Genomic DNA, 9,005 nt, shown 5'->3' on the forward strand with positions numbered 1-9,005 from the left:
CATCACCCAGGGCCTGATGTGGCGCGCGGTCAACGAGGACGGCACGCTGACCTACTCCTTCGTCGAGTCGCTGGTGGCCAGCCATCCGGGCTTCATCGTGCGCCTGGTCGGTGGCGGGTTCTTCCTCACCGGCATGCTGCTGATGAGCTACAACACCTGGCGCACGGTACGCCAGGCGCGCCCGGAAGGAATCCTCGCGGCGGCCCGCATGGCCTGAGCCGCGACAGCGCGTCCCTTCCCTTCCCTTCCCGAGCCTCGCCCGCCACGCTGCGGGCAAGGCTCGACAGCCGACGAGGAGAATCATCATGGAATTCAGCTGGAGCGAGATCCTGCTGGAGCTGCTGGCGGTCGCCGTGCTGTTCTTCGGCGTGCATTGGAGCCTGCGCCACGCCAAGACCCTGGACCAGGCGAGCATGCTGCCGTTCGCCGACGACGAGGAGGTGGCCCGCCGGGTCGAGCGGGAAACCGGCAGGAGCCGCACCGGCTGCGGCTGTCCCGGTCGCTGCCAGGGCGACTGCCGGCACTGGGACAAGAATTGGCCGGCATGACGCCGGCCAGTCGCTTCAGGGCTTTATCTTCTTCAGCTCGTTGAGCAGTTCCAGCAACTGCGCGAGCTTTTCCTCGCCGAACCGCTCCTGGATGCGCTGGTAGTTCTTCTCCATGTCGCCGCTCATGGAGACGAAGCACTGCTGGCCCTTCTCCGTCAGGTTCACGTAGACCCGCCGCTGGTCCTTTGGCGCCTTCCAGCGCCGGACGATGCCGTCGCGCTCCAGGCGCGCCAGCACGCCGGTCATGCTCGGACGCAGGATGCAGGCCTGGTTGGCCAACTGGTAGCTCTCCATCTCGCCCTGCTGGCGCAGGATGCGGATCACCCGCCACTGCTGCTCGGTGAGGCCGTGCTGGTTGAGGGAGGGACGGAAGAAACTCATCGCGGCTTCGCGAGCCTGCAACAGGGTCAGGGTCAGGGAGGGTCTTGGCGTTGACATAGGGTCCGAGCTTGGATGACTGGTTTCGAAAGTGCAGAAGAGTAGCGGAAAAAACACAGGCTGCATGCGGGTATGCAGAAGGAAATCAACGGTTTCCGCCGTGCAGGGCCAAGCCCAGCGCGAGCAGGCTGCCGACGCCGCAGACGGCCATCACCAGCGCCATCGGCAGCACGCCGGGCAACGCCAGCCAGCCGACCGCCAGGCTGGCCAGGCAGCCGAGGCCGAACTGCCCGGACACCGCCACCGCCGAAGCCGCCCCGGCCTGTCCGGGATACAACGCCAGCAGGCTGGCGATGCAGTTGGCGCCGAGCAGGCCGGTGACGCTGACGAAGCACAGCAACCCCGGCACCAGCGCCCACAACCCGCCCCGCTCGCCGAGCGCCGCATAGCCGAGGAGGAACAGCCCGGACACGCAGGCCAGCAGGCTGCCGGCCCGCAGCAGCGGCCGCGGACCGTGGCGGCGCACCAGGCGCGCGCTGCACCAGGTGGCGAGCATCACGCCGAGGATGTTCAGGCCGAAGAACCAGCCGAAGCGCTCCGCGCGCACGCCGAAATGCTCGATGAACACGAAGGGCGCGGCGCTGATGTAGGCGAACATCCCGGCGAACGCCAGCCCCATGCACAGCACGTAGCCCAGCGCGCGACGGTCGCCGAGCAGCCGCCCATAGGCGAGAAAGGCCTGGGCCAGGCTGCCGCCGCGGCGCTCCGGCGGGTGGCTTTCGGCGACCCGCCAGACCGCCAGCAGGCAGAGCCCGGCGAACAGCGCCAGGACCACGAACAACGCGCGCCAGCCGGCCCAGAGCATCAGGTAGCCGCCGAGCAGCGGCGCGGCCAGCGGTGCCAGCATGGTCACCATGTGCATCAATGCCAGCATCCGGGCGGCCTCGCCCAACGGATAGAGGTCGCGCACCATGGCCCGCGCCAGCACCGACGCGGCGCCGCCGCCGAGGGCCTGGAGCACCCTCAGCAGGACCAGTTGCCCCGCGCTGTCGGCCAGCGCGCAGGCCAGGCTGCTGAACAGGTACAAGGCAATACCGGCCAGCAGCACCGGGCGCCGGCCGAAACGGTCGGACAAGGGGCCGTAGAACAGCATGCCGACGCAGAAGCCGACCAGGAAGCCGCTGATGCTCCGCTGCACCTGGGCATCGCTGGCGCCGAGATCGGCGGCGATCGCCGGCAGGCTCGGCAAATACATGTCGATCGACAGCGGGCCGAACGCCACCAGCGCCGACAACAGCAGCAACAGGCGTCGTTCGCCGCTTCCGAGCTGAATCCTCGATGCACTCGCAGGCACGTTCGCCCTCCTCTTCTTCGCCTTTCGGTCCAGACGACACCGCCGTGCACGCGGATGCAAGTTCGCCGTCCGGGAAATCCCCACGACGCGACCTCGTTCACCCTGGCAGCGCGCGGGCCTGGCTCCTTTCGCGGGCCGACAACGTTAACAGATTAACAAAATGCGCAGAAGGCGAAAGATTCCAGGTCGGTTTCGCTCTCCAGCGCCGTACCCTCCATGATCGGCAAGCATGGAAAGGGACAGAAGCTAGCGAAGCTTCCGGGAGGATCGCCAATACTTCATTAACAAGTTAACAATATGCTAAAACTCACCGTGCAATCGGCGTCACCCATACCTACAAGAACAACAACCAAGGGAAGAATCGATGATCACGGCATGCCCCCGCCCGTGCGCCTGGCGCAGCTATGCGCTTGGCCTCGGCCTCCTGCCCCTCGCCGCGCAAGCGGAATTCCTCGCGGACAGCAGCGCCCACCTCGACCTCCGCAACTTCTACCAGTTGCGCGACTACCGCCAGCACGATGCGCCCCAATCGCAGGCCGGCAACTGGTCGCAGGGCTTCGTCCTGCGCCTGCAATCCGGTTTCACCGACGGCCCGCTCGGCTTCGGCCTGGACGCTACCGGGCTGCTCGGCGTCAAGCTCGACTCGGGACGCGGGCGTAGCAACGATGGCACGCTGCCGTTCGGAGCGAATTCGAAGGAGCCGGTGGACGACTACAGTCACCTCGGCCTGACCGCCAAGCTGCGCTATTCGCAGACCCAGCTACAGGTCGGCATCCTCATGCCGCAACTGCCGGTGGCGTTCCGCGACGACGTGCGCCTGTTGCCGCAGACCTTCGACGGCGCGCTGCTGACCTCCAGCGAGATCGAGGGTCTCACCCTCACCGCGGGGCAATTGTGGAAGTCGCGCACCCGCGAGTCGGCCGGCAGCGACGACATGTACATCATGGGCCGCGACAAGGCCCACGCCAGCGACGAGTTCAATCTCGCCGGCGCGACCTACGCCTTCACCCCTCGGCTCAGCGCCAGCTATTACTACGGCCAGCTCAAGGACATCTACCAGCAGCACTATCTCGGCCTGCTGCACACCCTGCCGCTGGGCGAAGGGCTGTCGCTGCGCAGCGACCTACGCTACTTCGACAGCGGCGAAGACGGCGCGGCGATCTCCGGGCCGGTGGACAATCGCAACCTCAACGCCATGCTCACCCTGCGCGCCGGCGCCCACGCCTTCGGCATCGGTGTCCAGAAGATGATCGGCAACGACGCCTTTCCGGTGCTCAACGGCTACACCACGCCCTACGTGGCCAACCTCATGGCCTACCAGACCTTCACCCGACCGCAGGAGAAATCCTGGCAACTGCGCTACGACTACGACTTCGCCGGCCTCGGCCTGCCCGGCCTGAACCTCATGACCCGCTATGTACAGGGCCGCGACATCGACCGCGGCGCCGGCCGCGCCGACGACAGCGAATGGGAGCGCAACACCGACCTGTCCTACGTGATCCAGAGCGGACCGCTGAAGAGCGTCGCCTTGAAATGGCGCAACATCACCTACCGCAGCCGCTACGGTGCGGACCTGGACGAGAACCGCTTCATCGTCAATTACACGCTGAAGCTCTGGTGAAGCGCGGCCCCTTGGGGCCGCAGGCACCTCAATCCTCGAGTCGCAGTTGCAAATGCTGCTTCTTGCCCAGGCTCAGGCGCAGCCCGTCGACCTCGCCCGCCAGCGGCGCGTCCGGATCGCTGACCGGCGTGCCGTCCAGGCGCAGGCCGCCGCCGGCGGCGAGGCGGCGGACCGCGCTGCGGGAGGGCTGGATCGCGTGCTCCAGCAGCAGGTCGGTCAGCGACAGTCCCTGCGCCAGGCGCGCGCGGGATAGCTTCATCATCGGCAGGCCGCTGTCCCGCGTACCGTCGGCGAACACCCCGCGCGCGGCATCGGCGGCGGATCGCGCGGCGTGCTCGCCGTGCGCCAGGGCGGTGGCGGCATTGGCCAGGACCACCTTCGCTTCGTTCAGTTCGGCGCCCTGCAAGGCGCCCAGGCGGCGCACCTCATCCATCGGCAGTTCGCTGAACAGGGCGAGGAAGCGACCGACGTCGCGATCGTCGCAGTTGCGCCAGAACTGCCAGAAGTCGAACGGCGCCAGGCGCTCGGCGTTGAGCCATACCGCACCCTGCGCCGACTTGCCCATCTTGCGCCCGTCGCTGGTGGCCAGCAGCGGCATGGTCAGGCCGAACAGTTGGGCGCCGCCCTGGCGTCGCGACAGCTCCACGCCGTTGATGATGTTCGCCCACTGGTCGGCGCCGCCGAGTTGCAGGGTGCAGCCGCGCCGGCGCGACAGTTCGACGAAATCGTAGGCCTGCAGCAGGGTGTAGCCGAACTCGAGGAACGACAGCGAATGCTCGCGGTCCAGGCGCTGCCTGATGGCGTCGAAGGTCAGCAGGCGGTTGATCGAGAAGTGCCGGCCGACCCGGTCGAGGAACTCCAGGTAGCCGACGCCGTCCAGCCATTCGGCGTTGTTCACCAGGCTGTCGTCGTGCAGTTCGACGTAGCGCGAGAAAACCCGGGCGATGCCGTCGATGTTGGCCTGGATCTGCGCCTCGGTGAGGATCGGCCGGCTCGAATCGCGGAAGCTCGGATCGCCGATCCGGGTGGTCGCGCCACCGATCAGCAGCAACGGGCGGTGCCCGGCCTTCTGTAGCCAGCGCATCAGCATCAGGCCCTGCAGGTGGCCGACGTGCAGGCTGTCGGCGGTGGCGTCAAAGCCCAGGTAGGCGGTTGCCGGACCGGCGGCCAGGTGCGCGGCGAGGCCGTCGCGGTCGGTGCACTGGTGGACGAAGCCACGCTCTTCGAGCAGGGCGATCAGGTCTTGCTGATGGGTCGGGACGGACACGGGTATCTCCTTTGGCACGGTGGATGCCCGAGGAGACAGGTTAGGAGGGAGTTCACCGGACCGCCGCCTCGGGCGGTTCGGGAATGCAGCGACGCATCTACCGCCTCAATGAGGGAGCAGATAGGCGTAATAGCGCTTGAAGGTCAGGGCTGCACGATTCATGCGCGGCACTCTACGCGCCTGTGCCGGGCTGTCAAGGCTGGAAAGCGCCTCGACAGGAACCGAGGCACTTCCTCGCAACAGAAGCGCAGCCTGGGAAAGTTTACCCGCCAGTTATCCGCACAAATTTATGACGCCGGTTTCTCTACTTTGAAAAACAACGCCCGACCGGACGTGTACTTCAATAACTCGACCGGAAGAAACCTATCAGCAAGGCAGTTGAATTTTTTCCGAAAGCAATAATTCGATACTTTTCTGGATTGGCGCATCATCTCGTAAAAATAGCGAACCGCTTCCCAGCACCCACGAATATCAATGGATCAGCAATATCCATATGCTTATCGCGGCATTCGAAAAAACATCGACCAATTCCACTGACAAAATATCGGCGTCATTTGCCTAACATGGATATTCCAAGTTCACCCTATCAACTTCCCAGATTGACACTCTCGCCGGCAGATCAGTAATTTTCAGCGACCAGCCGGCAAAGTACTTTTCCAGAGCGGCTGGCAACCGATAGTCAGTCTATCTTCGCAAACCGATGTTTATGCGAGAGGGCCGGCTATCGCTCAAAACTTGATTGATGAAGGAATAGCGCCATGCAACTCGCCACACTTCAGGAACTGAGCTTCGATGAAATCGACCAGGTATCGGGCGCCGGACTCTTCAGCTTCGTCGGCGATGCCATCGTCGATGTGGTCAAGGTGTCCAACGACCTGCTCAACACGTCGGTCATCTCTTCGGTCGGCAAGGTGTTCAACGCCGTCGGCCTGACCCCCATCCATCAACTGGCCGACACCCTCGGCTACGGCGTGTTCAAGGGCGTCGCCGCGGTCGGCGGCCTGCTCGGCGGCGATACCAGCCGTATCGATTACCACTACGACACCGAGTGGACCTGATCCCAGGACCTCGGCCCGCTCCCGTCGCGGAGCGGGCCTCCCCAGTCGCCGGAGGCCTGGGCGCCCCCGGCGGCGACCAAGGACCCGGCAACCGGGAAGGGGCGACCAGCGCCCCGATCAGGAGAACCGCCATGCACGACCCCATCCAGCAAGCCGACGCCTTCGTCGACGATCCCGACCAGGAGTCCGGCGGTCTGTCGCGCCGCAGCTTCCTCGGCAAGAGTGCCACGCTCGGCGCGGTCGGCCTGGTGGCCGGCTGGACCCCGGCCTTCGTCATCCAGCCCGCCGAAGCCGCCGCCAGCAGCTGTCCGGCGCCGGCAGGCTTTCCGGCCGGCCTCGAACTTTATCGGCGGGCGTTCCGCAACTGGTCGGGGGAAATCGCCGCCGACGACCTCTGGAGCTGCGCCCCGCGCACCAACGAAGAGGTTCTCGCGGTGGTCAACTGGGCCTGGCAGAACGGCTTCAAGGTGCGCCCGCGCGGCATGGGTCACAACTGGTCCCCGCTGCTGCTGAAAGGCGGCGAGAACTGCGAGAGCCGCATCATGCTGGTGGAAACCAGCCGTTACCTGACCCGCGTACGGATCGACGCCCAGGGCGAGTTCGGCCTGTTCAGCGCGCAGACCGGCGTCACCATGGAAGCCCTGCTGAAACAGCTGGAGCGGGTCAAGCTCGGCTTCGTCGCCACGCCGGCGCCGGGCGACCTGACCCTCGGCGGGGTGCTCGCCATCGACGGCCACGGCACCGGCATCCCGGCGCAGGGCGAAAGCCGCCTGCCGGGGCAGAGCTACGGCTCCCTGAGCAACAGCATCGTGGCGCTGACCGCGGTGGTCTGGGACGGCGCCGCCGGACAATACGTGCTGAAGACCTTCCGCCGCGACGATCCGGCCTGCGCGCCGTTCCTCGTCCACCTCGGACGCGCCTTCATCGTCGAGGCGACCCTCCAGGCCGGGGTCAACAAGCGCATGCGCTGCCAGAGCTACGTGAACATCCCGGCGAGCGAGATGTTCGCCGCGGCCGGCAGCGGCGGAAGGACCTTCGACAGCTTCCTGCAAAAGAGCGGACGCGCCGAGGCCATCTGGTTCCCCTTCACCGACAAGCCCTGGCTGAAGGTCTGGACGCCGACCCCGCGCTGCCCGTTCGGTGCCCGCGCGGTCAACGGCCCGTTCAACTACCCCTTCTCCGACAACATTCCCAAGGCGCTGTCCGACCTGCTGGCGGCGATCAATACCGGCCACCCGGAACTCACCCCGCTGCTCGGCAAGCTGCAGTACGACCTGGTAGTGGGCGGCATGGCGCTGACCCTGGGCTACGACCTTTGGGGCTGGAGCAAGGACCTGCTGCTGTACATCAAGCCCAGCACCCTGCGCGTCACCGCCAACGGCTACGCGGTGCTGACCCGGCGTCGCGACGTGCAGCGGGTGATCAACGAGTTCTACCTGCAGTACCAGACGATGGTCGCCGCCTACCGCGCCAACGGCCACTACCCCATGAACGGCCCGGTGGAGATTCGCGTCAGCGGGCTCGACCAGCCCGGCGAGTCGATCGTTCCCGGCGCCCAGGTGCCCAGCCTGTCGGCGATCCGTCCGCGCCCCGACCAGCCGGAGTGGGACACGGCGATCTGGCTGGACATCCTCAGCCTGCCCGGCACTCCGCAGGCCAACGCCTTCTACCACGAGTTCGAGGCCTGGCTGTTCGACCACTTCAGCGGCGACTACGCCTCGCTGCGGGTGGAGTGGAGCAAGGGCTGGGGCTACAGCCCCGCCGCCGCCTGGGACGAGCCGACGGTGGTCGACCAGTTGGTGGCGCAGTCGCTACGCCAGGGCCTGGTCGCAGACAACGATTGGGACGCCGCGGCGCGCCAGTTGAACGAAGCCGATCCGCATCGGCTGTTCAGCTCGCCGCTGCTCGACCGGCTGATGCCATGAAATGCCGCTATGCGAGGCCGTACTGACTCGGACGAAGAGCGGTTCGCCGGAGCCGATATGAATGAGCCCTCGATACGGCGTTGACTTGTTCAACAGGTCTTATCGAGGTGTCGCACGAACCGGCCTTAATCATTCGCAAAGTTTACCCGGAGTGGCAAACCTTCATCCGCCGAATATTGAAACTCATTGTCAAACGAACTATCGAGCCCATGAAAAACCGCTAATCCTGGCAGTTCATCCCACTCTTTCGGATTAGTACCATCGAATGGCTTTCCAGACTCACGGGAAGCCTAAAGGAGATATATGAAATGAAAGAACTCAATGACATTGAAGTCACCTGCGTTTCGGGTGGAACTCTTTCCGGCATGATCGTAGGCGCCGTCGACGGCGCCGCGACGGGCATGGCAATCGGCGGGAAATGGGGCGGTGCCGGCGGCTTCGGCTTCGGCGCACTTTCCCAGTTGGTCGGCCTGGTCGTGCCAACCGCGATGGGCGCTATTGCCGGGGGCACGGTCGGTCTCTTCACCAATGCAGAGACGGCTGTCGGTTACTTGGGCCAATACCGGGAAAACTTCGGTCCCGGTGATGTAGGCCGCACCACCATCTAATTAGAAAAGTCGCACTCCGGCACTTCATGCGTTTGAACTTTCGCAAGGGTGTCGGAGTGTCATGCAAGTATTATTCGAATCCAGGATCCAGCCACCATGTTTCGCCAGGAAGCCCTCGACGCCCAGCATGCCGGCGGCCTGGGCGAGATCGTGCTGATCCGCCCGGTCTCCTTCTCTTTTCTCACCCTGCTAGCCGCGGCTATGGCGCTGCTGGTGGTGGGCTTCTTCCTGTTCGGCAGCTACACC

At 65.4% G+C, this 9,005-nt stretch carries 8 protein-coding genes and 2 pseudogenes; 7 read left to right on the top strand and 3 right to left on the bottom strand.

Translation table 11 applies throughout. The features are described from left to right. Both LT948_RS32680 and LT948_RS32685 read left to right on the top strand, forming a co-directional pair. A pseudogene (locus tag LT948_RS32680) lies at positions 1 to 217 on the top strand (cytochrome C oxidase Cbb3); the annotation flags it as partial. 88 nt (positions 218 to 305) lie between these two features. Continuing rightward, entirely contained in the window at positions 306 to 548 is a 243-nt protein-coding gene (locus LT948_RS32685) for a hypothetical protein (RefSeq protein ID WP_003093468.1), read from the top strand. A 15-nt stretch (positions 549 to 563) separates the two neighbouring features. Here the strand turns inward: LT948_RS32685 and hpaR are convergent, their stop codons facing one another. Together hpaR and LT948_RS32695 are read right to left on the bottom strand one after the other, a co-directional pair. Then, entirely contained in the window at positions 564 to 986 is a 423-nt protein-coding gene (gene hpaR / locus LT948_RS32690; protein ID WP_003093470.1) for a homoprotocatechuate degradation operon regulator HpaR, read from the bottom strand. Between the two features lie 85 nt (positions 987 to 1,071). Further along, entirely contained in the window at positions 1,072 to 2,280 is a 1,209-nt protein-coding gene (locus LT948_RS32695; RefSeq protein ID WP_003093473.1) for a Bcr/CflA family multidrug efflux MFS transporter, read from the bottom strand. Positions 2,281 to 2,644: 364 nt separating this feature from the next. On the opposite strand from LT948_RS32695, the gene LT948_RS32700 reads away from it, so the two are divergent. Next, positions 2,645 to 3,901 (top strand): OprD family porin, encoded by a 1,257-nt coding sequence (locus LT948_RS32700; protein WP_003093475.1) that lies wholly within the window; start codon positions 2,645 to 2,647, stop codon positions 3,899 to 3,901. A 28-nt stretch (positions 3,902 to 3,929) separates the two neighbouring features. Here LT948_RS32700 and tyrS read toward each other — a convergent pair whose 3' ends face one another. After that, entirely contained in the window at positions 3,930 to 5,168 is a 1,239-nt protein-coding gene (tyrS, locus tag LT948_RS32705) for a tyrosine--tRNA ligase (RefSeq protein WP_023092410.1), read from the bottom strand. 758 nt (positions 5,169 to 5,926) lie between these two features. Between tyrS and LT948_RS32710 the strand changes: the two genes are divergently transcribed. The 4 genes and pseudogenes from LT948_RS32710 to LT948_RS32725 form a co-directional block, all read left to right on the top strand. Then, positions 5,927 to 6,226: a hypothetical protein gene (locus LT948_RS32710; protein WP_003093477.1), complete on the top strand. Its 300-nt coding sequence runs from the start codon at positions 5,927 to 5,929 to the stop codon at positions 6,224 to 6,226. A 131-nt stretch (positions 6,227 to 6,357) separates the two neighbouring features. After that, on the top strand, positions 6,358 to 8,151 hold the full coding sequence (locus LT948_RS32715) for a cholesterol oxidase substrate-binding domain-containing protein (protein WP_023092409.1): 1,794 nt from the start codon (positions 6,358 to 6,360) through the stop codon (positions 8,149 to 8,151). A gap of 308 nt (positions 8,152 to 8,459) precedes the next feature. Further along, entirely contained in the window at positions 8,460 to 8,759 is a 300-nt protein-coding gene (locus tag LT948_RS32720) for a DUF5862 family protein (protein ID WP_003111247.1), read from the top strand. A gap of 96 nt (positions 8,760 to 8,855) precedes the next feature. Continuing rightward, positions 8,856 to 9,005: pseudogene (locus tag LT948_RS32725) on the top strand (HlyD family secretion protein); the annotation flags it as partial.

Origin of the sequence: Pseudomonas sp. CP-1, assembly GCF_021213715.1 — a bacterium.
Classification (GTDB): Bacteria; Pseudomonadota; Gammaproteobacteria; order Pseudomonadales; family Pseudomonadaceae; genus Pseudomonas; species Pseudomonas aeruginosa.